Source organism: Nitrosopumilus sp. K4 (genome assembly GCF_018128925.1).
GTDB lineage: Archaea > Thermoproteota > Nitrososphaeria > Nitrososphaerales > Nitrosopumilaceae > HKST03.
Genome location: NZ_CP067007.1, coordinates 202013 through 226317, shown reverse-complemented (window position 1 = coordinate 226317; position 24305 = coordinate 202013). Strand labels below are relative to the sequence as shown.

Annotated in this window: 30 protein-coding genes; 12 read left to right on the top strand and 18 right to left on the bottom strand. The window is 33.8% G+C overall.

The genetic code is table 11. The features are described 5' to 3' along the window. The first annotated feature begins 44 nt into the window (after window positions 1–44). Both NsoK4_RS01300 and NsoK4_RS01295 read left to right on the top strand, forming a co-directional pair. The gene (locus tag NsoK4_RS01300; RefSeq protein WP_211687605.1) at window positions 45–1337 is read left to right on the top strand and encodes an NOP5/NOP56 family protein; all 1293 of its coding nucleotides are present in this window, start codon (window positions 45–47) and stop codon (window positions 1335–1337) included. Next, window positions 1324–1998 (top strand): fibrillarin-like rRNA/tRNA 2'-O-methyltransferase, encoded by a 675-nt coding sequence (locus NsoK4_RS01295; protein WP_211687604.1) that lies wholly within the window; start codon window positions 1324–1326, stop codon window positions 1996–1998. Before NsoK4_RS01300 ends, NsoK4_RS01295 begins: the two co-directional genes overlap by 14 nt. Here NsoK4_RS01295 and rnhB read toward each other — a convergent pair. Continuing rightward, window positions 1987–2616: a ribonuclease HII gene (rnhB, locus tag NsoK4_RS01290; protein WP_211687603.1), complete on the bottom strand. Its 630-nt coding sequence runs from the start codon at window positions 2614–2616 to the stop codon at window positions 1987–1989. The genes NsoK4_RS01295 and rnhB overlap by 12 nt on opposite strands. A gap of 61 nt (window positions 2617–2677) precedes the next feature. Here rnhB and NsoK4_RS01285 point away from each other — a divergent pair, with 61 nt between their 5' ends. Beyond that, window positions 2678–3820: a tRNA (guanine-N1)-methyltransferase gene (locus tag NsoK4_RS01285; protein ID WP_211687602.1), complete on the top strand. Its 1143-nt coding sequence runs from the start codon at window positions 2678–2680 to the stop codon at window positions 3818–3820. On the opposite strand, the gene NsoK4_RS01280 is transcribed toward NsoK4_RS01285, so the two are convergent. Genes NsoK4_RS01280 through NsoK4_RS01270 form a run of 3 tightly spaced genes read right to left on the bottom strand, consistent with a single transcriptional unit; the run spans window position 3817 to window position 5790 of the window. Further along, entirely contained in the window at window positions 3817–4410 is a 594-nt protein-coding gene (locus NsoK4_RS01280) for an RlmE family RNA methyltransferase (protein ID WP_211687601.1), read from the bottom strand. The two genes, NsoK4_RS01285 and NsoK4_RS01280, sit on opposite strands and share 4 nt — an antisense overlap. Beyond that, window positions 4407–5279, bottom strand: coding sequence for a transcriptional regulator (locus NsoK4_RS01275; protein ID WP_249111088.1), 873 nt, complete (start codon window positions 5277–5279; stop codon window positions 4407–4409). Before NsoK4_RS01275 ends, NsoK4_RS01280 begins: the two co-directional genes overlap by 4 nt. A gap of 55 nt (window positions 5280–5334) precedes the next feature. After that, window positions 5335–5790, bottom strand: coding sequence for a hypothetical protein (locus NsoK4_RS01270; protein WP_211687600.1), 456 nt, complete (start codon window positions 5788–5790; stop codon window positions 5335–5337). Between the two features lie 102 nt (window positions 5791–5892). Between NsoK4_RS01270 and NsoK4_RS01265 the strand changes: the two genes are divergently transcribed. From NsoK4_RS01265 to NsoK4_RS01250, 4 genes are all read left to right on the top strand, one after another. Beyond that, the gene (locus NsoK4_RS01265) at window positions 5893–7986 is read left to right on the top strand and encodes an AAA family ATPase (protein ID WP_211687599.1); all 2094 of its coding nucleotides are present in this window, start codon (window positions 5893–5895) and stop codon (window positions 7984–7986) included. A gap of 98 nt (window positions 7987–8084) precedes the next feature. Further along, entirely contained in the window at window positions 8085–10220 is a 2136-nt protein-coding gene (locus NsoK4_RS01260) for a biofilm-associated protein (protein WP_211687598.1), read from the top strand. A 38-nt stretch (window positions 10221–10258) separates the two neighbouring features. Further along, window positions 10259–10771 carry an adenine phosphoribosyltransferase gene (locus tag NsoK4_RS01255; protein ID WP_211687597.1) on the top strand — a complete coding sequence of 171 codons (513 nt, stop codon included), beginning with the start codon at window positions 10259–10261 and terminating at the stop codon, window positions 10769–10771. Next, window positions 10771–11562: an S-methyl-5'-thioadenosine phosphorylase gene (locus NsoK4_RS01250; protein WP_211687596.1), complete on the top strand. Its 792-nt coding sequence runs from the start codon at window positions 10771–10773 to the stop codon at window positions 11560–11562. The genes NsoK4_RS01255 and NsoK4_RS01250 overlap by 1 nt, the downstream gene beginning before the upstream one ends. Here the strand turns inward: NsoK4_RS01250 and NsoK4_RS01245 are convergent. Genes NsoK4_RS01245 through NsoK4_RS01230 form a run of 4 tightly spaced genes read right to left on the bottom strand, consistent with a single transcriptional unit; the run spans window position 11559 to window position 12846 of the window. Next, on the bottom strand, window positions 11559–11843 hold the full coding sequence (locus NsoK4_RS01245) for a hypothetical protein (RefSeq protein WP_211687595.1): 285 nt from the start codon (window positions 11841–11843) through the stop codon (window positions 11559–11561). The genes NsoK4_RS01250 and NsoK4_RS01245 overlap by 4 nt on opposite strands. 8 nt (window positions 11844–11851) lie before the next feature. Continuing rightward, entirely contained in the window at window positions 11852–12250 is a 399-nt protein-coding gene (locus NsoK4_RS01240; RefSeq protein ID WP_211687594.1) for a hypothetical protein, read from the bottom strand. Window positions 12251–12272: 22 nt separating this feature from the next. Further along, complete coding sequence (locus NsoK4_RS01235; RefSeq protein ID WP_211687593.1) at window positions 12273–12629, bottom strand: hypothetical protein; 357 nt, start codon at window positions 12627–12629, stop codon at window positions 12273–12275. Then, a complete protein-coding gene (locus tag NsoK4_RS01230) occupies window positions 12622–12846 on the bottom strand; it encodes a hypothetical protein (protein WP_211687592.1) in 225 nt (74 codons plus the stop codon). Before NsoK4_RS01230 ends, NsoK4_RS01235 begins: the two co-directional genes overlap by 8 nt. Before the next feature lie 72 nt (window positions 12847–12918). On the opposite strand from NsoK4_RS01230, the gene NsoK4_RS01225 reads away from it, so the two are divergent. Continuing rightward, complete coding sequence (locus NsoK4_RS01225) at window positions 12919–13374, top strand: Hsp20/alpha crystallin family protein (protein WP_249111086.1); 456 nt, start codon at window positions 12919–12921, stop codon at window positions 13372–13374. On the opposite strand, the gene NsoK4_RS01220 is transcribed toward NsoK4_RS01225, so the two are convergent. The 7 genes from NsoK4_RS01220 to NsoK4_RS01190 all read right to left on the bottom strand — a co-directional run bounded on the left by NsoK4_RS01220 (window position 13375) and on the right by NsoK4_RS01190 (window position 18623). Further along, window positions 13375–14481 (bottom strand): DNA topoisomerase IV subunit A, encoded by a 1107-nt coding sequence (locus NsoK4_RS01220; RefSeq protein ID WP_211687590.1) that lies wholly within the window; start codon window positions 14479–14481, stop codon window positions 13375–13377. Next, on the bottom strand, window positions 14468–16306 hold the full coding sequence (locus NsoK4_RS01215) for a DNA topoisomerase VI subunit B (protein WP_211687589.1): 1839 nt from the start codon (window positions 16304–16306) through the stop codon (window positions 14468–14470). The genes NsoK4_RS01220 and NsoK4_RS01215 overlap by 14 nt, the downstream gene beginning before the upstream one ends. Then, the gene (locus NsoK4_RS01210) at window positions 16293–16862 is read right to left on the bottom strand and encodes a pre-rRNA-processing protein PNO1 (RefSeq protein ID WP_211687588.1); all 570 of its coding nucleotides are present in this window, start codon (window positions 16860–16862) and stop codon (window positions 16293–16295) included. Before NsoK4_RS01210 ends, NsoK4_RS01215 begins: the two co-directional genes overlap by 14 nt. Continuing rightward, window positions 16859–17638 (bottom strand): serine protein kinase RIO, encoded by a 780-nt coding sequence (locus NsoK4_RS01205; protein WP_211687587.1) that lies wholly within the window; start codon window positions 17636–17638, stop codon window positions 16859–16861. Before NsoK4_RS01205 ends, NsoK4_RS01210 begins: the two co-directional genes overlap by 4 nt. A 49-nt stretch (window positions 17639–17687) precedes the next feature. Next, entirely contained in the window at window positions 17688–17984 is a 297-nt protein-coding gene (locus tag NsoK4_RS01200) for a DUF424 domain-containing protein (protein ID WP_211687586.1), read from the bottom strand. Next, window positions 17984–18406, bottom strand: coding sequence for a translation initiation factor IF-2 subunit beta (locus NsoK4_RS01195; RefSeq protein ID WP_211687585.1), 423 nt, complete (start codon window positions 18404–18406; stop codon window positions 17984–17986). Before NsoK4_RS01195 ends, NsoK4_RS01200 begins: the two co-directional genes overlap by 1 nt. 70 nt (window positions 18407–18476) lie before the next feature. After that, on the bottom strand, window positions 18477–18623 hold the full coding sequence (locus NsoK4_RS01190) for a DUF5679 domain-containing protein (protein ID WP_211687584.1): 147 nt from the start codon (window positions 18621–18623) through the stop codon (window positions 18477–18479). 249 nt (window positions 18624–18872) lie between these two features. Here NsoK4_RS01190 and NsoK4_RS01185 point away from each other — a divergent pair, with 249 nt between their 5' ends. The 4 genes from NsoK4_RS01185 to NsoK4_RS01170 all read left to right on the top strand — a co-directional run bounded on the left by NsoK4_RS01185 (window position 18873) and on the right by NsoK4_RS01170 (window position 21865). Further along, a complete protein-coding gene (locus tag NsoK4_RS01185) occupies window positions 18873–19370 on the top strand; it encodes a hypothetical protein (RefSeq protein WP_211687583.1) in 498 nt (165 codons plus the stop codon). A 74-nt stretch (window positions 19371–19444) separates the two neighbouring features. Beyond that, window positions 19445–20590: a DUF373 family protein gene (locus tag NsoK4_RS01180; RefSeq protein WP_211687582.1), complete on the top strand. Its 1146-nt coding sequence runs from the start codon at window positions 19445–19447 to the stop codon at window positions 20588–20590. Between the two features lie 115 nt (window positions 20591–20705). Beyond that, window positions 20706–21449, top strand: coding sequence for a polyprenyl diphosphate synthase (uppS, locus tag NsoK4_RS01175; RefSeq protein WP_211688774.1), 744 nt, complete (start codon window positions 20706–20708; stop codon window positions 21447–21449). Continuing rightward, the gene (locus NsoK4_RS01170; protein WP_211687581.1) at window positions 21449–21865 is read left to right on the top strand and encodes a bis(5'-nucleosyl)-tetraphosphatase; all 417 of its coding nucleotides are present in this window, start codon (window positions 21449–21451) and stop codon (window positions 21863–21865) included. The genes uppS and NsoK4_RS01170 overlap by 1 nt, the downstream gene beginning before the upstream one ends. On the opposite strand, the gene NsoK4_RS01165 is transcribed toward NsoK4_RS01170, so the two are convergent. Genes NsoK4_RS01165 through NsoK4_RS01155 form a run of 3 tightly spaced genes read right to left on the bottom strand, consistent with a single transcriptional unit; the run spans window position 21848 to window position 24279 of the window. Beyond that, window positions 21848–22585 carry an orotidine 5'-phosphate decarboxylase gene (locus NsoK4_RS01165; protein ID WP_211687580.1) on the bottom strand — a complete coding sequence of 246 codons (738 nt, stop codon included), beginning with the start codon at window positions 22583–22585 and terminating at the stop codon, window positions 21848–21850. The two genes, NsoK4_RS01170 and NsoK4_RS01165, sit on opposite strands and share 18 nt — an antisense overlap. After that, on the bottom strand, window positions 22566–23228 hold the full coding sequence (locus NsoK4_RS01160; protein WP_211687579.1) for a hypothetical protein: 663 nt from the start codon (window positions 23226–23228) through the stop codon (window positions 22566–22568). Before NsoK4_RS01160 ends, NsoK4_RS01165 begins: the two co-directional genes overlap by 20 nt. Before the next feature lie 49 nt (window positions 23229–23277). Next, the gene (locus NsoK4_RS01155) at window positions 23278–24279 is read right to left on the bottom strand and encodes an adenylosuccinate synthetase (protein WP_211687578.1); all 1002 of its coding nucleotides are present in this window, start codon (window positions 24277–24279) and stop codon (window positions 23278–23280) included. Window positions 24280–24305 lie beyond the last annotated feature (26 nt).

Below are 24305 nucleotides of genomic sequence, written 5' to 3'. Positions count from 1 at the left end.
GTATTTCTGTACCTTTTTTAAAGGAGACATAAAATGAGCTAGTTATGTATTCTGTAATTTTAACAGAATTGGGAATATCAGTTTTCAAAGACAACAAACTGGAAAAATCGTTTCCATTTTCAAATTCAACTAAAGAGTATTTGGGAATAAAGAAAAAAGAAGCAAGATTGTCTGAACTTTTGAGATATCTGGAATCACTAAACCGAGGAGTAACAGTTAGCGATGAGGCATTACTTGCAATTTTGAAAAAAAACTCTATCGATTCACAATTAATGGAAGAATTTGAAATTGAGAACATTCAATCTACAAAACCACAAATAATTGTAGATTCTGGTTTTGCAGAAAATGTTCAAGATGCACTTGGAAAACTAAGAGAGTTTGCCATGGGGTTGTCATCATCTAAAGTAACGGAAGTTTCAGAGAGTCCAGATCTCCACATTATTCAAGCAATTAATTCACTTGATGAAATTGACAAGATTGCAAATGCACTTAGTTCAAGATTGCGTGAATGGTATGGATTACATTTTCCTGAATTAGACAACATCATTGACAGCATTAACGGATATGCACAAATTGTATTAGCAGGAAAACGAGATTCATTATCAAATCAAGTTTATGAAGATGCAGGTTTTCCTGATTCAAAAGTCGAAATGCTTTCATTGATTGCATCAAAAAGCAGGGGCGGTGATATTTCAGATGTAAATCTTACAATTGTTCAAGATATTGCAAAACAAATTTTAGATTTTCATGAGTTACGAAAGAAATTAGAAGATCACATAGAATCTGAAATGCAAAGAGTGGCACCAAATGTTTCTGCAATTTTAGGTACTGCTGTAGGTGCAAGAGTTTTAGCAAGAGCTGGAAGTATCAAAAGGTTAGCATCAATGCCAGCAAGCACTATCCAAGTATTAGGTGCAGAAAAAGCATTGTTTAGAGCACTAAAAACAGGAGCTCAACCACCGAAACACGGATTGTTATTTCAGCATGCAATGGTACATGCAGCACCTAGATGGCAAAGAGGGAAAATTGCACGAGCAATTGCTGCAAAAGCTGTAATTGCTGCAAGAGTGGATGTGTATGGTGAAGGATTAAACAAGACCTTACTTGAAAAACTCAACGTAAGAGTAGACGAGATAGGTAAAAAGTATGAAGAACCTTCTGAAAAGGATATCAGAAAGCCAGAGTCATTTAAACGAGACAGGAATAGCTTTGGCAGAAGAAGAGATTCTGGAAGACGAGATGGTTCTAGAAGAGATTCTGGAAGACGAGATGGTTCTAGAAAGAATGAAGGTTCTAGAAATAAAAATAAGAAGAGAAAGAAGTTTGGAAGAAGATAATCAAGTATTTTTTTGGATTAAATCAGAAGGTGAAAAAAAACTTGCCACCGAAAATTTGGTTGTAGGGAATCAAGTTTACAAAGAAAAATTAATCATAAAAAAGGGAACAGAATACAGATTATGGGATCCTTTTAGGAGTAAACTTGCAGCTGCAATAATGAATGGGTTAGAAGAATTTCCATTCAAAAACAAATCATCAGTTTTGTATCTTGGTGTATCTACAGGAACCACAGTTAGTCATATTTCAGACATTGTAGGCCCTAGTGGAATCATCTTTGGAGTAGAACATGCAAGCAGAGTAGCTAGAGATTTTCTAGACAGAGTTGCAACATACAGAAAAAATATAATTCCAATATTACAAGATGCAAGAAAACCAAAAGAGTATTTTTCTGTGTTTGGAAAAGTTGATGTTGTTTATGTAGACATTGCACAACCAGACCAAACAAAGATTGCAATTGATAATTGTAGAATGTATCTGAAAAAACATGGGTATTTTTTCTTAGTTATAAAAACAAGAAGCATTGATGTGACAAAATCACCTAAACAAATAGTACAAGAAGAAGTTGAAAAGTTAAAATCAGAATTTGAAATTTTACAGACAATTGATCTTCATCCATATGATAAAGATCATGCAATAGTTATTGCAAGATCAAAGAAATGATTTTGAATTTAGGATTTTCATAGTAGGTTTCCAGCTTTTTCTGACAAATGTAGGTAAAATTTTGTTTTCAGCATAATATGATTTTACAAAATTTACAGTGATTTTATCAGATGGGTATCCACTTCCCAGATCATGTCTTTTTCTGAGCCTAGCAATAGATTTGTCTCTTGAAACTTTGGCAATAATTGAAGCGGCAGAAACCACTACAAACCTACTATCGGCATGATGATAAGACTTGATTTTTTTGTTGTTAGACAATTTCGATATCTCCTTACCAAATCTTTTGGGATTCACATCACATGAATCAACATAGGAAGTATCAGGATTTAGTTTTGAGATCACTTTGGCCATATATTTTGCTTCTAGTTGATTCAGATTATGATATTTTACACTAGCATCAATTGATTTTGGGAGGATTCGAACTATATGATAATCATCCACCAGTGAAATTATTTTTTTGGATAATTCCTCACGCAATTTTGGAGGAATCTGTTTTGAGTCCTTTACTCCAAGTGCCTTTAGTTTTCTTAGTTTTGTTTTATTAATTGAGATTCCAGCAATAACAAGAGGTCCAAGCATAGAACCTCTTCCAGCATCATCAACTCCACAAACTTGCACGGATTTTTTCTTCTAGTACAAGTATTAAACCATTATAGGTTTGAAAAAAATAGAAAAATAATTGCAAATTCCAGATGAATTATTTGAAGAGATTGTAGAAGGGACAACAAAACTACTTGTACCAATAAAGTCAATAACAGACAAGGTACCACCAAAAGAACCGGCATTTTTCAATCCAAAGGCAAAATTGAATAGAGATTTGTCAATTATTGCTTATGCATCATTTTTAAAAAAATTTGAAGGTCCAAAAATTTTTCTTGAGGGGTTATCAGGTTTAGGTTCAAGGGGATTACGTGTTGCAAATGAATTACAAGTTGACAATGTTATAATAAATGATCTCAATCCAACTGCATTAAAATTGGCAGAACACTCTGCCAAGATAAACAATTTAGAAAATGTAAAATTTTCTGAAAAAGAAGTGTGTAGATTCTTTAGCAATTATTCTAAGAAAGGAGAAAGAGGCTCAATTGTCGACATAGATCCATTTGGTTCACCTGCACCATTTTTTGATTGCGGGATTAGAGCAACAATGCACGGAGGAATACTATCAACCACCGCAACAGATCTACAGGTGTTAAATGGATTATTCCAAAATGCATGTAAAAGAAAGTACGGAGGAATTCCAATCAGAGTAGAATATGGTAATGAAATTGCAATAAGACTAGTTTTAGGATGTCTTAGAATGGTAACAGGCAGATTAGGGGTTGAAATGAAACCACTTTTTGTAGAAAGTGATATGCATTATTACAGAACATTTGTTAGAATTTTGAATCGTCCAGATCAGGAAGAAAATCTCGGGTATATTCTTCATTGTAAAAATTGTTCAAATAGGAAAACAGCACTGGAAAATGTAAAAAATTGTGATTTGTGCGGTTCAGAAAATAAAATTGCAGGGCCATTATGGATTGGAAAAATATTTGAAAAGGAATTTGTCCAAGAAATGTTAAATCAGATCCCAAATTTTTCAGTGGAAAAGAATTGTGAGAAGATCATTACAAAGTGTCTTACAGAGTCAGATATGCCTGCAACTTATCACACATTAGATGAGATTGCATCAAGCCTAAAGACATCACCACCCAAATTAGAGGGCATAATATCAAATTTGAAAGAAATGGGGTTTTTAGCAAGTCCTACTGTTTTTTGCCCGACTGGATTTAGAACAAATGCAAACATCAAACAGATAATTGAAATTTTTTCCAATTAACCCGTGTAACCAAGGCAAACAAGATATAACTCACTACTTTGTTTTCTACTGGCTTTAGGTTTTGTCAAATTAATTCTAGAGAATTTCTTCTTAACAAAGTCTTTGAATTCCATCGAGTATTCTCCATCAAATACTTTGAAAACTGCATTTCCTTTGTGTGCTAAAACCTTATCCATAATTTTTACACAATCATAGTTTAGAGAAATTTGCTTTGCATGATCAACTGACCAATTACCTGTTACTTGTGGAGAAAGATCACAAATTACTGCATTGACCTTTCTTTCAAAATAAGACATAATCTCATCAATTATAGATTCATCTTCAATATTTTCTCGCAGTAAGCATGCACCAGGAATTTCTTCAACATAGGAAAGATCAATACCCATAACTTTGCCTTTATTTCCTGAAAGTTTTACTGCCATCTGAGTCCAGCCACCAGGAGCACATCCTAAATCAAGTACGTAAAAACCAGGACCAATAATCCTGTAAGATTGGTTTAGTTCTTTTAGTTTGTATGCAGCTCTACTTCTATATCCTTGTTCATGAGCTAGTTTTCTATAATGATCTTTTCTTGCGTCAATTAGTCTCATTTGGCTTTCTTTGGTTTTTTCATTTCTGCAATAACCCAGTCTTCAATAAACTGACAGTTTCTAGGACTAATCTCACCTTCTAATGAACACTTTTGTTCCACAGGGCAAACAAGACACGGTGCATTTTCTATTGACAAAGTGCTTATCGGGGTTTTCTTTAGAATTAATTTGTAAGTCCATCTTCCTTTTTCAAGAATTTTTTCTCTAGTAATAGTTCCCATTCTTTCTAATTTCAGCGCAAGACGAGACCCATCTCTACTAGAAAGTTTGAGTTTTTTCCAAAGATCACTTTGGAACATTCCTTCAGATTCTTTCTCAGCTAAAATATCATAAACCCTATTTGTCAATCTTTCCATATCCACTTTTTCGATTTGGAAATTCTCAATTTCTTCATCAGTAAGTTGTTCTTCTAACTCTTCTTCAAGGGTACGTTCAGCTTCCTTTTTTTGTTCTGCTAATTCTTTTTTAGTTAATTTCTTTTCCTTGATTGGTTTTTCAGCTTTCTTTGCGGTCTTCTTTGCTGGTTTTTCAGCTTTCTTTGCGGTCTTTGCTGGTTTTTCAGCTTTCTTTGCGGTCTTTGCTGGTTTTTCAGATTTCTTTGCGGTCTTCTTTGCTGGTTTTTCAGATTTCTTTGCGGTCTTCTTTGCTGGTTTTTCAGCTTTCTTTGCGGTCTTTGCTGGTTTTTCAGATTTCTTTGCGGTCTTCTTTGCTGGTTTTTCAGCTTTCTTTGCGGTCTTTGCTGGTTTTTCAGCTTTCTTTGCGGTCTTCTTTGCTGGTTTTGATTCTAAAATTTTTGTTTTTTCTTTTAGTTCAGCAAGTTCTGCTTTGATCTTTTCTGCCTCTTCAGTTAGTTTGTCTTTTTTAGCCATCAGTTCACCCTTGTTTTTAACATAAAATTCCTATTTATTATACAATAGGATATTCCTATTTAACGGTAAATTTTCCGCTTGCAGATATTGTGTGTTTTTGTGATTTGTCTTTAATTTCTGCCACTAATTCATACTGACCTGGAGTATCAAGAATTTCAGAAAATTCATCATCTATGGGTAATTGAGAGTTATCTTTTACAAAGCATTGTTCCAAGAATCCGCTTTGGGTAACAACATTATTTCCAGAATAGATTGTAAGGTATAGATCGCCACAATCATAGGAATGATCATCTACAGATACGAGTACTTTAACAGGACTAGATGTAGAGTATTGTTGTGCAAGACCAATTATCTGAATTGACTTGTCATGAGAAGAAACACTTCCAATTCTCCACATGTTTAGTTCACGGTCAGGTTCTTGTAAGATATCGGCCATGACAGCTGAACCAAATACAATTGAAAATATAACAGGTAAAACAAATACAGCATATAGAATTCCTCTAGTTGCCATTTGGTTTGGTTTTCCAAATTCCCTTATATCTATTTAGCAAATTCAGAAATTTGTGATGAATGTGACGAATGAGTTAAATCGTAGCCAACTAAATATCGCTAGATGCGACTTAGAAAATTTCGAGTTAGAGCATATCGTTGCATTCATGATTCTGGTGAAATCAACGTTGGTGATTTAGCAGCATTTGTTGGTAGGAATGAGAGTGGAAAAACCACAATTTTGCAAGCTTTAACGCTCTTAAACAAAGAGGAAGAAGTTTCTGAACTCGATCTTTGTGATGAGATGTCAGAAGAACTCAAAGATGAGATTAGACTTGCAGAAGGGGAATTTGAACTAAATACAAACGAAACAAGAATGATAAAAGAAAGATTTCCAAATCTACCTGAAATAAAAAAAATCAGATTATACAGAAGTAACAAAAGACCTCAAGTTCAATATGAGTTTGAAGACATTCAACTAAGTAATCAGGAAAATAGAGGCGTAAACTCTTGGGAAAATTTTACAAAAAGAATAATTGGATTTCTAGATACAATTCCAAATCACCTAAGAATTCAGATCGACACAAAATTCTTTGAGGGAGGTCCGCCAAAAAATCAAGAGTCATTTGATAGTGGAATGGCTGAATTTAGTAACCAATTTCACGTGATTGCAATTCAAGAGCCAAAAGTCATCGAGGAGTGGGAAAAAATTTACGAGGATCCTGAAAGCCAGTTCTCAAATCTTCTTTCTGGAGAAAGTGAAAAAACGGCACTAGAAAACTTCCTTTCATCCAACCTACATCCACGGTTTGTCTACTTTTCAGATTACAAAAAAATTTACGGTAACATCAATCTAAACGAGTATCTTAGAGAAGAAAGAGGAGACAGGGGAGAATCAATAGAATATATCGAAGAATTTGATAAAGCAGAAACTGTTAGAAATCTATTTTATCTTGCGGAATTGGACATTAAAGAACTAGACGAAGTAAAAGAAACCCCATCAAAATGCATAAAGATTCTCAATGCTGCAAGTAATAGACTAACAAGCAAGTTGAATCCAGCTTGGAAGGGAGATCCTATTCATGTTGATTTGAGATACAATCCAGGAAACATAATGAGTGTTGTAATTTCAGATGTTCACAAAGATGGAACGGTAACAAATACAGGATTACTTAACAGAAGAGCAGAAGGTTTCAAATGGACATTTTCTTTTATTGTAAACTTTGCAGCAGAAACACAGCGTGCAGAATTAAAAGAAGCAATTCTTCTTTTAGATGAGCCAGCCAGGAATTTACACCCAACCCAACAAATGGGAATATCAGATCTTCTAAAGAATTTAGCAGGTTCAAACCAAGTTCTTTACGCAACACACTCACCATTTATGATATTTGATTATACTCCAGGAAATCTTCTTGTAGTTGAGTTAGATAGAAAAAAACATCTTAGTAGGATCTTTTATGATTATTGGAATGCAGATGACAAAACTCTAACTCCAATACTATATGGACTGTCAAGAGGGTTAGTAGAATCAATTGTAGATAGAGAAATAGGAACCAATTCAAGACCTGTTATCATTGTTGAAACAATGTCTGACGCAATGTATCTAAACTCATTTGACAAATTTTTGCAAGATCCAAATATCTCAATGAATCCACTTAACATTGTTGCAGCATATAACAAGAATTCAGTGTTGCCATTGGCAATTTTCTACAGAAATCACGGTTACAGGACATTTATTCTACTAGACAACACGGATGAATCAAAACAAATTTCAGCCCAACTCATATCAAATGAATTCTCTCCAATCCAAACAATTTTCTTTGAAAGAGAGGCAAAGAAACTAGAATCAATTGAAGATTATATCGTTTTAGAAGATTATCTGCACGCAGTAAATCAGACTTATGAAATTAAATTAAGACATGAAGGATTTTCTAATCTTACACCAGAAGACATACTAGAAAAGAGCAAAAAGGGAATTTTAGACAGTCTAAGAAGCATCTGGGAAGATCATAGAGATGACGACTGGGGCAAATTTGATAATGAAGAAATAACAAGATACATTTGTGAAAAAATTGCATTAGAAGAGACAGATTTCTTGTCAGATAAAACAAAAGATCAATTCAGAACGCTTTATAGAATGATTGCAGAAAGAATACGACAATATCAAAATACTGCCACAAAACAAGATTTAGACAAATATCAGCGTGCCAAAGCTTGAGATTAAAGAAGGTTTCTGATAAAAAGTACTCAATCATGAAATACAAAAATGAAAAAAATTCTTTAAGGTTTAAGTGAGAGATGAGACAGACTGAACTAATGAACATGTCCTCTATGAGAGGAGTTTTCCTTTCAGTTCTAGTATTTTCAATAGGATTTGCAGTAATTCCAAGTGTATACGCAGAATCAGTCAGTGCAAAAAGTGTTGCTTTTGAAGAAACTACAATTATTGAATTTACAAATGAAGGAACCAAAGATGTCAGTACGTTTAGAATTTGGCTAGGTTCTGATTTTAGTTTCAAGTCATTTAAAACAGAAGAAGGATGGAAAGGTGAAAAAACACCCCAAGGCGTCATCATATTCACCTCATCAGAACCAGTAAAGCCAGGAGAATCCATAAAGTTTGGAGTAAAAACAGACAAAATATCTTCGGGAATAAATTGGAAAGCACTGGACAAGACCAATAAAGAAATTGAAATAGGAAAATCAATAGCAGGAGAATTAAAAAAACCTGATGCAAGTACAAAACCAATAGCAAAAACAACTTCAGAAAAAGGAGTGCTAACAGATTCTATTTTTAGAATAATTCCTGAAAAACCAAATGTGGGCGGAACAATCAGAGTAACAGGAGATAATTTTGGAGAGACAGAAGAATTTGACTTTTATGTAGACTCAAAAAAGATTGGCAGTTTTGTTACAAATGATGCAGGACATTTTATGACAACAATGAAAATTCCAAAGAACATTGATGCAGATAGAGTAGATTTCAAAGTCAAAGACAAACAAGGTGGAGAAAAGAAAATTAGTTTAAGATTAGGAGGATTAGAAGACAGAGTTCCTGAATCAGATAACATCAGACTTACAATCAAAGGTCTTCCAAATGTAATGCATAGAGGAGACATGTTGGAAATTTCAGGTACAGGGCAACCAGGAAGTGCCATCACAGCTAAAATATCCAATCCAGAAGGAGAAATCATCAATACAAGAACAGCAGAAGTTGATTCTAAAGGAAATTGGAAACTTGATGAACCAATTCTTGTACCATTAGACACACCATTTGGGAAATATAGTGCAGAGATTACAGATGGAAGAAGTAAACTTTTGAAAAACTGGAGTGTTGAATCTGACAAAGTAATCATCATATCTCCAGAGAGTTTGAAATTCGAACCTGGCTCCCCAATGAGATTTAATGGAACAGCACTGCCAAACGAACCAATTGAATTAATTCTAGAGGATCCATTAGGAGATGAAAGGTTTTCAAACATTATAGAAGTGGATGAAACAGGATTTGTTGAGTTAGAGTATCCAACAATTGCAAATGTTGACAAAGAAGGAACATGGACGTTAATTGCAACCCAGGGCAAAAATAAAGAATTTATTTTTGCAGGATTAGGTCAACTCCCAACAATCCCAGTTAATTTGGAATTTGACAAGCTAAATTACAAATCATCTGAAACAGCTATAATCACACTTACTGGAAAACCTTCAGAATTACTCAGCATGTTAATTATAGATCCTTCTGATAAACCAAAAGGCGAAACCATCCCAATAAAACTAAAACCAGATGGAAGAACTACTTATGAATTAGAACTTGATGGATATGCATCAGGCGTGTATACTGCAGTAGTAAGCAAGGGAGCAACAAAAAATAGTGAGATATTCACAGTAGGATTACAAGTTGGTTCTGGAGACATACACATCTCTACTACAAAACTAGAATATTCACCAGGGGATTCAATTTTGATTTTAGGAGATACAAACCCAAATGTTCTCCTGACAGTTACACTTTTTGATCCTAGTGGAAAAGAAGTTAAAGTAAAAGAAACATTTTCCAACAAAAACGGGAAAATATCTGAGGATGGATTTAGAATCCCATCAGGAGCAGAACCTGGAAAATGGAAAATTAAAGCAGTCAGTGGTTCAAACTTTGCGGAAATAGAAATCGAAGTCTCAGCAATTCATCAAGAAGGAATGGTAATTAGCGTCAAAGAAGGAATAGAGGTGCCAACTGTTGGAAATAGTATTGAAATTAAAGTCATAGGAGCTAAAGGAACGGTAGAGATCAAGATAACTGATGAAAATGGAACTGAAATTGAGAGTTTAGAATTCCCTGCATCATCTCAAGGAGAGATCAACATGACATGGATAATTCCCAAAGACACAGTGCCTGGAAAATATACTATTTCTGCAGAAGATGCTTTTGATTCAGCTGAAACCACATACATAGTAGAGTGATTTCAAACAATTTTATTTCACCTCGTTGAATTTTTTTTATGAATCTTAAAGACAAAATTGCTGAATTTCCAAACTTCCCTAAGAAAGGGATATTATTTCGTGATTTTAGTCCAATTCTAAAGGATCCATCATCATTATCATATATTGCAGATGAATTTGCCAAGTATTTTCACCCTAAGGATGTAGATGTATTTGCTGGAATCGAATCAAGAGGATTTATTCTAGCCTGTATTTTGGCTACAAGATACAACAAGGGCATGATAATGATAAGAAAGGCAGGAAAACTTCCCGGAAAGACTACAAAACTATCTTACAAGATAGAATATGGTCAAGATACAATTGAAATTCAAAAGGGCATAATTGAGGAAGGTCAAAAAGTTATCATTTGTGATGACCTTTTAGCGACAGGTGGAACAGCAAAGGCATCAGCCAAATTGATTGAAAAAGTAGGAGGAAACATCACAGGTTTTGCATTTATCATAGAACTCACCGAATTAAACGGAATGAATGGGATTAGCAAATACAATTGCAAATCATTGGTGAAATATTAATGGATAAAGATGTAGAAATTGGAATTTTTGGAGGTACTGGAATTTATGATTCAGGATTATTGGAAAATCCTCAGGAAATAGATATCAATACACCGTTTGGCAAGCCTTCAGATAAAATTACAGTTGGTGTTTTCAAAGGAAGAAAAATTGCATTTTTGCCTAGACATGGAAAAAAACATTCAATCCCACCTCACATGATAAACTACAAAGCAAACATTTGGGCATTTAAGGAATTAGGAGTTTCAAGAATTATTGCACCATCTGCAGTTGGCAGTTTAAAAGAAGAAGTCGAACCAGGTCATTTTGCTCTACCAACACAATTTTTAGATTTTACAAAATCAAGAGACGGTTCATTTTCTGAGGATGGACGTGTGATTCACATTTCGGTAGCAGATCCATTTTGTCCAGAATTACAATCATCAATTTTAGATGTAGTAAACAAGCAAAATTTGAAAATCCATAAGGACTGTACTTATGTATGCATAGAAGGACCAAGGTTTTCAACAAAAGCAGAATCAAAATTTTATCGAACAACAGGTGCAGAAATTATTGGCATGACACTTGTTCCAGAATGTCAACTTGCAAGAGAAGCACAGATGTGTTATGCATCAATTTCAACAGTTACAGATTATGATGTATGGGCTGAAAAACCAGTTACAGCAAAAGAGGTTTTAGAAACATTATCAAAAAATGTTGAAAGCACAAAACAAGTTTTGACGGAATTAATAGATAAAATTCCCAAAACAAGAAGTTGTTCTTGTGCTAAGGCACTAGAAGAAGCAGAATTCTAATCATCTACAAAAGATTCTCGTTTTAGTCCCTCAGGCAATGTAAGATCACCTTGTAACAAATTGGATTGAAGAGATAAAATTACTTCCTCTACATCATAGCCTAGTTTTTCTAATTCTTTTTCAGTTGTTTTTGAGAGTTTTGCACCCACATTTTGTCCACCTATTCTGCCAAATGCAATTGCATTGAATCTAAACGTATGATCATCAAGGGTGAATTTTCCTGTAATTTTTGCAGCCATTTGACTCCCATGTATGTTGTTAATGTGAACTTTGAGATTCATTTTAGAAATTAGATTTCAACTGCCTTGTTGATATTATCATCAATCAAAAAGCTCCAATGCTTATCATCTTCAACTTTGAAATTATTTACTTTGAGTGGAATGATTTGCTCATCAACACATTCATGTTTAATTTCACCATTTTCTTTCAATCTAACTAATTTCCACCGGTATTTTCCTTCTTGTAGTTTGCAAACAGTTACACCCCATTTTGCATCAGGATCAATTTTTGGCATCCCTACCAAATCAGCTAATTCTTCAATACCTAACTGTTTTTCTTCACAAAATCTTTTTTTGCACATGCCACAACGCCAAACATCAACGGAACCTATAGTACGCTCATTAATGTTGATGTTAACTACACCAAAATACACGGGTTGATGTTTACATGATTCAGTATCGATTGTCAACGATGTTCACCATTCATTAGTATTATTTAGTTCTTGCATCATCATAGTGTCTTTCTAAAACTACCCCAATGTTATCAACTATTTTGTTTCTTTTAAACTCAATATTTTCTCTTTCACAATACCTACGATACATGTTAACAGCTGTAAATCTCGGATGCATTGCTTCAAACTCAGTTTCAGTAATGTCAATAAATGCACCCAATTCTATAAGACCTTTAGAATTTTTCAAGGCTTCAGATTCAGATATGTTTAATTTTTTAGATATTTGTTTTGGAGACATTTTTCCAGAACAAGTAACTAAAAGATAGATTTTTGCTTGAATAGGATCTAATTTTATTTCAGAAATCAGATCATTTTCCAGTTTTTTTAAATCAGTCATGTTTTACCAATATCTTTTTTGAGATTTTAAGTGAAAAACCCATTGCAATGAAATGAACTACAGCACCAATTATAGCCGCCTGAATTAGATCATTCAAAATATTCCAACTTGCAAGAAATGCAACGATTGATGGAACCGTTACAATTATAGCTATAATCGAACCCTTTAGAATAATTTCTTTCATAGTTAATTTACCAATTTTTTTTTCATCTGTCAATATGACAAATCCCAAAAAATGGTAATAAAAACCAAAGATACTTTATATTTGGTAAGAATGAATTTTGGATGTTTGGCAAGTTATAAGGGTACATATTCAAATGAACAATCTGTAAATTTTGTTATCCCAATAATGATAATTTTGTTTTTAGGAATTATCTATGTTATGACTCAGAGATCCGGTTCAGGATTTGTGAGTTTTATTTTAATTGGAGCAGCTGCCATCACCATGTTTTATTGGGTTCGAGTTCTAAAGAAAATGACCAAAGAGCAAAAACCAATCTATGCTCCAAGGGAACAAGAGTCAAAAAATTGGGTGTATGATCTTATCAAAGGGGAAGGAGAATTTGTTTTTGTATCAGAGGTTCCAGGTCCAGAAGATAAAATTGCAGTTAGATTGATTGATGGAATTTTATACATTAGAGGTTCTGGAGGATTTTCAAAAGAAGTTCCAATTGAAGGTTCCAACGCAATGCAGATTTTTGATTTCAAATACAGAAACGGTGTTTTAACTTTAAGAATAAAATAGTCAAAGACTTTTTGCTAGTTCTAATTTCTGTGGAAGGTACTTGTCTGTGATGTTTGTAAGACCATACTTTGAGAATGCTTCTAATTCAGCCTTTCTCTTTATTTTTAAAAACACATCAAGTTCTTTTTTCCAAATTCCTTCTTCATATCTTGGATCTTTTTGAAGATCATAACAGCGCTTAATGTCAGACTCAGTCATTGGAATTGTTGGAAGTTTGTATTTTTCAATATCAGTAGCCCACACACCAACCCATTTTGCATCAGGAACAGTAAGCTCCCTTAAGTGTGCAGCATTTGCAGAACCAGATTTTATTACCATTGCAATATGTTCTCCATACACATCACCATCAGTCAGCACAATTACAGGAAGACCCATTTCATCATGAAGTCTTTTTAGAAGAGTTCTTGTAGAACGAGGGGCCTGCCCACCAGTGTTTATAATTATAGATTTGAATTTTTTATCAACTTGTTCTTCAACGAATCTGGTAAACAAACCACCTTTTTCAATTGCTATCACAATTTCTGCACTAGTGTCTAATAATTCAGCAGTAGTTAAGCTGGGTCCAATAGAATATCCATCAGGATGGTTTGAAAGATTCATAGTTTTCCCCTCATAGCCCGGAATAGTATACTCTACATTCAAATCGCCAAAAATAGAACTTCTCTCTTCAGGAAATATGTGAAAGTCTTCTCTGGGTTTTGATAGAACTGCTTCAAGATCCACAATTATATTGTCAGACTCAGATTGATCTTCAAATTCTATTGCAAATGCTTGAGAAGAATAATAAACATCTCTCAATGTAGATGATTTCTTTTCTTTGGAAAGCCTATTTGCAAAAAAAGCAAGCCACATTAATTGAGTAAATGATCTTAATTGAGAAGAATTTCTAGAGTTTCTCACAGCTGCTGAATTACCTAAAATGTATTGCCTAAGTTTTTTATCATATACAATATTACTTACTGAACGGCTTGGAATAGAGAATTTTGGAAATTGGCCATTGTCTAGATCTTCATAGATTTTTGCACCATGAGATTTTAAGATTTCAAGAATGTCTTTTTGTTTTTTTTCAGCTTTTTTGAGTCTGTTTGATTTTTTACTGGTTGCCATCTATTGTCTCCTCTTCTAAAATTTTCTTATAATTGGGTTCTTTTTTCTTTCCTGCAAGCTCTGTACAAAATTGAGCTATCATTGGAATATATTTAGCATAGAGATTTGCACGTTTCTTTGCCATCTCAGCTTGTCCTTTCTTTGACATGTATGCAGCCAGTTTTCTAGATAGAAATTGTAGGGCTAGTCTTAATTCACGTTCAATTTCTGGTCTGTCTGCAACATTTTCTTTACCAGCAGTTTTGTAAGGAATTCTGGTAGAACAGATGTGAGAGACTATGATGAATGGAGGTTCACCTTTTACTTTGTAACGTCCCCAGTCAGTATCATTAACAACTTTAAGAACAACATCACTTCCTTCATCATAAAGTAGTGGAATTCTATTTGCATATCGATAAACGTGAGGGCCACCAGGTTTGATATCCCCCCCATATGCTATCCCCATTTCAACTATAAATGGAAATCCAGAGTATGCTGAAGCAGGTCGTTGAACAACTGCAGCAAAATCAGGATTGAAAAATTTCTTTATTCCCTTTTCAAGAGGTTCTTCCCCAAGAGGTGCAAGACAACTTGGATCAGGAGAAAGAAAGTCATCAAATTTTTGTAGTGAATCACTAAGTGTTACTAGTTCTTGATTTGTCATAGTACCCATTCTTTTTTCAGGTTTGAATCCTGCAAATTCTGCAAATTTTACAGCAGTTGTAGGACCAACACGTTGAAATCTCTTTGTCAGAAAAGTAGTCAAAGGTTCTCCTTGAACAGTATTTGTCAATTGCTTGTAATATGGGCTCTCAGGATCAATTTCAACTTCTTTTGATTGAGAGTCTCCAAAATCCCAATAATGTAATTTTTTATTAGGTACATCAAGATCTTCAATTCTAATTTTTTGGAGTTTTTCAAAATCCATTTTTAGAAATGACATTAACGCAATTACAACTCTAACCTGACGTGAAAGATTTTTCCATTTCTTTTTTGCCTTATCCATTATTGCTGTAAAGCTCAAATTCTTTTTTGATAGTCCTAAATCCTTTCTCACTTTTTCTATCATAGTATCATCTATGTTTGGAAGTTCAAATTGTGATTCAACTATCATCCTACGAATACGCTCTACATCAATTCCATGAGGATGAGGTCTGATTATAGTTGGAGGAGGAGGTATCTCTTTAACAAATCTCGGGTGATGGTATTTTTCTCCTTTAGGATCATCAAAAGTAATTGTTGCGTAGGGAGTGATAAGAGATGTTTCATAAACATAATCTCTAATTTTTGAACCAGCTTTAGAATAATCCCCTTCTAAACAAATACTGACAGATAGACCTTTTTTAGAAACTTCTTTGGTAGTGTGTTTTTGAATTATAGGTTTGTTTTTTTGGATATCAAGTAAAATCTCAAATTCATTTTGTATTTCTCCATCAGTAGAGCTTTTTACAATAACAGGCTTGTTTGTTGTAATTTGGCCATAAAGAATTGCCATAGTTGCACCCAACCCAAACATTCCTCTTGCTTGTTTTAATCCAAATTTTGAACCATACAAGACAGTCCCAAATGCCAAAGGGATATGCTCAGCATCAACACCAGGGCCATTATCTTTTACAGTCAAAATGTATGGTTTTGGGTCAGATTTATCAGGATCTACGGCTTTGATGGTCAGATGGACATCAGGCAAGATTCCTTTTTGATCACATGCGTCTAATGCATTTTCAACAAATTCTCTAACAGCAGTATAAAGAGAACGGGTAGGATTGCTAAAACCAGCTAAATCACGATTACTGTAAAAGAACTCACTAGGAGATATCTGATTAAATTGTTCTTTAATAGAAGACATCTTGATCTTCCCACAATTTCATTTTTTCTTGTTTTTCTTTACGATTTGCAGCTTCAAGTTTATTGTATACTGCTCCATGCATGCTTCCATTTGAAATAGAAGATATTGCATCAACAGCTAATCGTAGTTTTGATGCATCACCAATAATTGAAACTGTTTTACCATAGACTGAGATATGAGTGCCACTTAGATTTTCCATATTTCTTCTTGCCTTACCACCTTCTCCAATAATTCTACCTTTAATCCTTTCAATATTAGAATTAGATTTGCCAAATTCTCTTAGATCAATCACATGTAATGCATTCTCACCTTTTAGCAATGTCATTGCATTTTCAGGAGAAAAACCTCTGCCTATTGCAGTTACAATTTCCATTGCTTTAAACGGCTGCATTTTTTCAATATCACCAGTAGACTTTATCAAAACTTCTCCAGTATCACCATCAATATCAAGAGTTACACTACATAATTGTTCAATTTTTGATTTTACATTTCCAGATTTACCAATCAATACTGCTATTCTATCATTTGGAATTCGTAGTAATTTTTCAAAGCTCATTTTACAATGTCCTCAAATATTTTAGATGGATCATCAACAGAAATTCTCCTTTTAGAAAAGAAACGTGTAATGTTATTAATATCTCTTTTAAGAAATTCTTGGGAATTAGGATGTCTTAGATCTACTGCAGAACCAAGATCAAAAACAATCAATCCATTTTTTGTTTTGAATATATTATACTCAGAATAATCCCCATGAACAAGTTTTGCGTTTTGATAAAATTGTTTTATAATTAAAATAGATTGGTGATAGTCATTTTCATCTACTTCAGATTCTAACAATAGTTTTGCAGGAGAACCATTATCGCCTATAAACTCCATTGCTAGTACGTTATTTGTTACATATAGTGGTCGGGGTACAGGAATTCCTGCTTCATGACTTTGTGATAAATTTCTAAATTCTTTTTTTGCCCATAAATGAACAAGGTTTTTTGTACCCTTTTTTAATTTCGAGAATCGTGGATCTCCAGTAATATATGGCTCTCGTTTTTTAAAATTAGATGTAGACACCAGATAGATTTTCAAAGCAACGTCAACTTTGTTTTCATCAACTGCCCAAAACAACAGAGATTCTTTTCCTGCACTAACAGAACCATTAACATATGAAATAATATGATCTTTAATCATTTTGTAAAGAGTCATCACAGTAGGTTTGTCTAAAACTTCATTGATAGTTTTACCTTTTTTAAAACCATCATCAAGTTGTTTCTTTTTTAATTTTGAAATTAGTTTTTTATCTAATTTAGATTCTAATTTTCTACTGAGATCATCGGACACTATACAATTTTAGCAATCACTAGATAAAATGGATTTCTTTTTTATCCACTTACATTTTGAAAACAATCAGAAATGGAACACCTGAAATTCTTTTTACACCATTTTCAGAACCAATACCAAGCTCAATAGACAATGAAACTGTTTGATCACCTACCATGTTGATAATAGAGGATTTTTTTAGGAGTTCTTCTGCTTCTTGTTTACCAACAATCTTTTCTCCATAATAGCTCTTGCTAATACTCATTGTTAATTTATCTTGAATGATATCTTTACCAAGTAAATCAGAATCACAAATATTTAACATCAAATTTTTTTGGTAGTTTGATACTTTGACTGAGAATTGCATTATGCATATTTACCTTTGAGAGTAGATTTTGCTCCACATGCCTCGCAGATTAAAAATGAAATTCTATTTTCTTTAACAATTTTTGTGTCAGGACTTTTACATGTAGGACATTCAAGATAGTCTTTAACATAGATTTGAAATAAACGCGTAAAATCATCAGGAGCTCTCTTTCCAATAAACATGGCTTGATCACCGATCCTTTCTGCAGGAACCGCAAATTCTTTTGAGAGATATTGTAATACCTTATCCGGATCCCTTCTGAGAACTTTGGGAAAATCTGAAAAATTACGCAGGAAAGTTTTTTGCCCTTCCCACATTACATCTACAACTGGAAGTTCAAATCTAGATTCAGATTCTTTTTGGACATTACCAATCTTATCCTGAATTCTTTTTAGTAAATTTTCATATTCTGATTTGGTCACTAATTTTTAGTGTATAGAATACCCTATATGGGTTTTTGAAAAAGAGAAATCGTGGACTTTTGTTAGTGATTTAATCCATCTTTCCTATACGGAAAACATTAGTTCCACATTTTGGACATGTGCCTTTTACTGCAGGACGTCCGTTTTTTAGTTTAGTTTCTTTGGGATCTTTGATTTCCCTTTTTGCTCTGCATTTTACGCAATATGCTTCAACCATTCTAAAAAATGTCAAACTTGGTTCTATTTAGCCAGAGCCTGTGAAAATTATTTAACTATAGACTAGATGTGTGTAAATTTTTTGAGTCAACATTAAATATGAATTAGAAAAAAGCAACGAACATACAGATTTCTTCAATATTTCCAAAAAGAAATCCATTACAACAGATTTTTTTTAATTTTTAGTGAATTAGAAGATAATTTATGAAAGTTCACCAGTTATAAGCTCCTAATTGACAATGTAAATCAAATGGCATCAAAAAAGGGAATTATCGTAACTGTTATAATTTTAGCTGCAATTACAGGTGGAAGTTTTATTTTTTGGACAATACCACAAGAAACAGAATCAACTTTTGTGGTATCTGATTATGGAAATTATTTAGACGGAGTAAAAAAAATTCATGAAGTTTTACAAGAATCAATTGACACAGAGTTTCAAAATATGAGAGACGGAAATATTACTCCAGATGAGTATATTTCAATAACAGATGTAACAACCAGTCAAGTTACTGCAAAAATCAGTGAATTTGTTACATCAAAACCATCTGAACCTTGGCAAGAAAGTTATATTAGCTATATGGATGCATTAAAAAAATTCAATTCATACATCGTAGAAACTAAAGTATATGCAAATATGATTAAGGACGGAAGTAGCCAAGAGGAGATGTCAGAAGTTTTGAAGAAAATTGAAACGCTTAAGGCAGAATCTATAGAAATGATAAAAACATCCGACTCCCAGAGACCATAAACAGCCTCAAAACCTAACTATAATATTTTCAAAAGTTGGAAATTGTTAAAAACTAATTGTGTGAATAAAAGAGAATGTCTCAAAGTTCTAAGAAGATAGAAAAGGACGTTAATGCGTCTACTGCCAATAAATTAGTGGTAATTTGTGTAGACAGAGACAACGACGTAGGTGAAAAAACAGGCATAATCACTCCAGTCATAGGAAGAGATGCATGTATTGAGGCTGCACAACGATTGGCTTTAGAAGATCCTGAAGATGCAGATTCAAATTCAATTTTTGCCGCAATTAAAACATATGAAGATTTGATAAGTAAGGGATACCAAGTCGAAGTTGCAACAATAGCTGGTGTTAAAGATAGAGGTGTACAAGCTGATGAAAAAATTTTATCTGAAGCAAAAATTGTTTTAGAAAGATTTTCAGCAAATGGTGCAGTAATTGTTTCAGATGGAGAAGATGATGAAAGTGTAATTCCAGTAATTCAAAATGTATTGCCAGTAGTATCTGTACAGAGAGTAGTCATGAAAGTAAGCAGAAGTGTTGAATATTCTTACGCTGTTTTCGGAAAATATCTTAAGATGGTTGCATATGATTCAAAATATTCAAAATTTTTCTTAGGTGTTCCAGGAATTTTGTTATTAATTGGAGGTATTGGTACTGTATTTGGATATACGGCTGAAATTTTTGCTGTTTTAATTAGTATTTTAGGGGGCGCATTTTTAATCAGAGCTTTTGATGTAGACAGAGCTTGGTCAAATTGGGCAAAACCTACACCAATGGGATTCATCAGAATGTTCACAGTTGTTGCAGGAATTTTGTTAATACTATCATCAGTTCCAGCTGGAATTAGTTCAGTTGAATCAGGATTATTACAAAGCGATACAGAATTGATTTCAAAAATTACTGACAAAGTGATTATAGGTCAGTTTGTTTCAGGAGCACTCCCTATCTTATGGATTGGACTAGGTGCAATCTTTGCAGGAGTTTTGCTAAGTAATTGGATTGGAGGAATACCAAGACAAATCAGCGATATTTTACGCATAATTGTTTTAGGGGCGCTTTATCCAACGGTTTCCCAATTTACCAACATTATGATGTATGATGAGAGTTCATTCACTCTAATTCCACCACTTTTGGCAGGACTTGCTACAACTTTGGTTTCAGCCACAATTTTGTTTAAAAAATACAGAAAACATAAGCACCAAGAAATGGTCTCAGATTAGATACAAATAGAAATCCTGAAAAACACTGATATCTTCAGTTAGTAATAATTTACACAGGTGACTAGACATAAGCAAGATTTTAGATACAATTTTTCAAGTATCAGGATTATACAAAATTTATTCAAGAAGGCTTGAAAATGAGGTACGGAGTGGTTCCATACCAAATCATGTTGCATTAATTTTAGATGGAAACAGACGATGGGCAAAAAGGCACCTAACCATGAAGAAGGAAGGGCATTGGAAGGGAGCAGACGCAGTAGAAAACCTGCTTGATTGGTGTGAGGAGTTTGATATCAAAATAATTACATTGTATGCATTATCAGCTGAGAATCTAGATAGAAATGATGATGAGTTACAATATCTGTTTGAATTGATTCGAAAGAGATTAGAAAAACTCTACAATGATCCCAGAATTCATAAAAATAAAATGAGAGTCAAAGGAATTGGTAGAATTGAGCTTTTACCAGATTCAATTAAAGAAGTTTTAAGACGATTAGACGATGCTACGAAGGATTATGATAATCATTTTCTAAATATTGCCTTAGCATATGGAGGACAGTATGAACTAGTCGATGCAGTAAAAAAAATTGGTGAAAAAATTCAAGACGGTGCATTAAATATCGAAGATATTAACAAAAAAGTCATTGAATCAAACCTATACACATCACATCTACCACAATCATCACCAGACATGATACTTCGAACATCAGGGGAAAAAAGACTAAGCGGATTTTTAATGTGGCAAAGTGCATATAGTGAATTAGTTTTTATGGATATCTTTTGGCCTGAATTTAGGAAAATAGATTTGATGAGAGCAATTAGAACATTTCAAGAAAGAAAAAGAAGGTTAGGGAAATAATGATAGAAGAAACATCAGCAGGAGTAGTAATATTCAGAAAAGAAGATTCAAAAATTTTATTTTTGTTATTGCATTATCCTTCTGGACACTGGGATTTTGTTAAAGGTAAAATGGAAAAAGGAGAAACAACGCATGAAACTGCAATTAGAGAAACAAAAGAGGAAACAGGAATTACAGATATTTCATTCATAGAAGGATTTGAGGAATGGATTGAGTATAATTTTCAGTTTCAAGGAGAATTAGTTCATAAAAAAGTGGTTTTTTTCCTAGGAGAAACTAAAACTAAAGATATTTCCATTTCTCATGAGCATTTGGATTTTGTTTGGATGGATTATCTTACAGCAATGGACAAGACAACATTTGATAATGCAAAAACAGTACTAACAAAATCCTATTCGTTACTTCAGAGTCTCTAGATGCAGTGCTTTTGCAATAGAGGTAGGGTTTTTGTCATTTAGAATAGTTCGACCAACTATCAGAAAGTCAGTCCCTGCAGACAGTACTGTTTCTGCACTACCTCCTTGAGTTCCAACTCCAGGCGAGAATATGCTTAGTTTTTTGCCAGCTTTTTTGTTACAATATTCAATAATTTTGGGAAATGTTGCACCAACCACAATTCCATCAACTTTGGAATCAACAGCCCAATCCAAAAACAGTTGATACAATTGCTGCTTTTTTTTCATTTTTACTTCCATATCATATGATAGTTTTGCCTCAGGTGCACTCATGTGGCACAATGTAATAACACCCCGATCATTTTTGTGAGCAGATTTTACCAAATTCTTAAGACTTTCCAGCCCCATAATCGGATTTGCAATTACTGCATCAAATCCTAAATTCCACAAGTGCTCAGACGTAACACGGTTTGTATTTCCAATGTCATTTAGTTTAATGTCAGCAATTGTTTGTAACCCATATCGGTGTGCAGTCTTGTTTATTCTAGAAATCTGCTTAGAACCAAGAGGCAAGAGTAAATGAAAATTTAGTTTGATTCCACACAGAAATGGATGTAATTTTTTGATATTTTGAATAGTTTTGGCTTCAATATTAGAAGTGGAAGTGTCATAATCATTGGCAAGAACCACTTTGCCGTTAGTTTTTGAGATCTTGGATAATCTAGTTTTGAAGGTGACCATAATCTACAAGAGGGTGGGTGTCTTTTAATTTTATTATTTTGACATACGAATATCCATGTTCAGATGGACTATCCACAAATGTTGGTTCAGATCCGTTGTTTGTAGAAAATTTCAAAAAGGGTTTTTTAGGTTCGTCATCAAGCACGACATGACAAAAATAAGAGGTTCCTTCTTCATTAAAGTTCATAAAAACTCCAACAAGCCAATTTTGATTATGTGGGAATAAAAACAAAGGGAATGGAATTTCTTCAAACCCCCATGTTAGTTTTGCAAGGCTAGATAAATCTTCTAATTCAATTGGTTGATATCTATCAAGTGTACCATTACCGGGCCTCAAAGTTTCAGGAAGTGATTTTATTCGCACTATGGGAGAATATAGTTTGCTGGAGTCAGAAGTAGTATCTACAATTGCAGACTCTTCTTTTCCACCCTTTAATCCATAGCAAATGTAATGGCCATTATTCTCTAACGGTGTATAGTAAACAATCGGTTTTTCTTTTAGAATATCCATTTGAACAGACAAAACTTTCTTGCCATCATGCTCATGAAGGAAAGATACTCGTGGCGCACGCTCAAGTGCACAAACCAAGCGTGAAAATTCTAATGAGGAAGAAACTTGAATGTAACGAGGTAATTTATCCACGAGAGATAATTAATCATATTCAAATTAAACTTATCCAAAAATTTTCAGGCTAACTTCTTCTATCAATTACATCATCGATAGCTGGGCCTGTTCCAATAATTGTGACAGGGATATTTAGTTCACGCTCAATATTTTGTATGAATGATTTTGCTTCTTCAGGCAAATTATCATAAGATGTCATGCCTGCACAACTTGGAAAGATCACATCTAGTTTTGTAATAGAAATTTGTGTTGCACTGTTGAGCATGATTGCACGCCTAGCTAAATCAAAATCAAAATCTGCTGCACGTCTTTGTCTTCCAGTTACTGTTCCAAACTCAGACCAACCTTTACTTTGGGCTTGTTCAAGCGTAAGCTCATTTGCAAGAGGCCCCGTGCCTACACGCGTAACATAAGATTTGAAGACAACAATTACTTCATCAACATTCTTTGGTCCAAGACCAATATCAGCACAAATTCCAGATGCAGTAACATCTTTTGAAGTTACAAATGGATATGTCCCATGCCATAATGAAAGAAATGTCCCTTGAGTTCCCTCAATTAGAACATTCTCGTTTTTAGAAATAGCCGAATTAATTTCTTCAGGTACGTCTACAATAAGAGACGATAAAGAATCAAAATCTTTTGCAAGTTTCAAAACCCTCATGGCTCTATCAGCATTTGCAGGACCAGTACCAGATCCAGTACTACCAATTTTTTCTTTTAAATCGCCTTTTGAATCACGAGTTAAGTGAGTCTCTTCAATAATACCACAATGTTTGTCAATAAATGAACGACCAGACGCATCAAAATCACGTATTTCTTTTAGCAACACATCAGGGTTAATTACAACTCCAGGCCCAATCATTACTTTGGCGTTTTTGTTTAGAAAACCACTTGGGAGCATTCGAACCTTGTAGACTCTATCTCCATCTCTAATCGTATGACCAGCATTTGGTCCTGCCCCACCACGAACTATTATTGAAGGATTGTCCTTAATTGCCAAGTAGGAAATTATCTTGCCTTTCCCTTCATCACCAAAAAAACCACCAACAACAACAGTAGATGTCATAATTATGAGCAAAAATTTGGTTTATT